Here is a 499-nt window from a genome sequence, read left to right on the forward strand (position 1 = left end):
ACGCGCATGGAATCCGGTTCCTCCGAGCTTCCTCCCCACCACCCCAACTGCCTTGGCTGTGGACCAGAGAACCCGAATGGTCACTTCCTCTCGGTACGGCGTGACGGAGACGGCGTCGTCGCACACCACCAGTTCGACCAGCGCCACGTCGGGGCACCCGGCATTGCACACGGCGGCGCGGTAGCGACCGTGATTGACGACCTCTTCGGCTTCTTGCTCTATTCGGTCGGCGAGCTCGCCGTGACGCGCCGTCTCGAGCTCGAGTATCTTGCGCCAGCACTACTCGACACCCCGTACATCCTGCGCGCTGCAGTTCGGTCTCGCGATGGCCGGAAATTGGACCTCACGTCCACGATGGAGGATGCAGAGGGCCGCACTGTTATTACTGCCACTGCCCTGTTCATCGTGGTCGAGGTTGAACACTTTTTGCAGTCACAGAGAAACTCGAGGGCTTAGGCCAAACTCACCGCCGCGAGCACCAGGCCCGAATACGTCGAGG

1 protein-coding gene is annotated in these 499 nt (G+C 62.1%); it reads left to right on the plus strand.

Features of this window, described 5'->3' with window-relative positions; translation table 11 throughout:
• On the plus strand, positions 1-456 hold a 456-nt coding region (locus tag CEY15_RS17925; RefSeq protein ID WP_095719511.1), incomplete at its 5' end, for a PaaI family thioesterase.
• Positions 457-499: the final 43 nt, after the last annotated feature.

This window comes from Dietzia natronolimnaea (assembly GCF_002289575.1).
GTDB classification, from domain to species: Bacteria; Actinomycetota; Actinomycetes; order Mycobacteriales; family Mycobacteriaceae; genus Dietzia; species Dietzia natronolimnaea_A.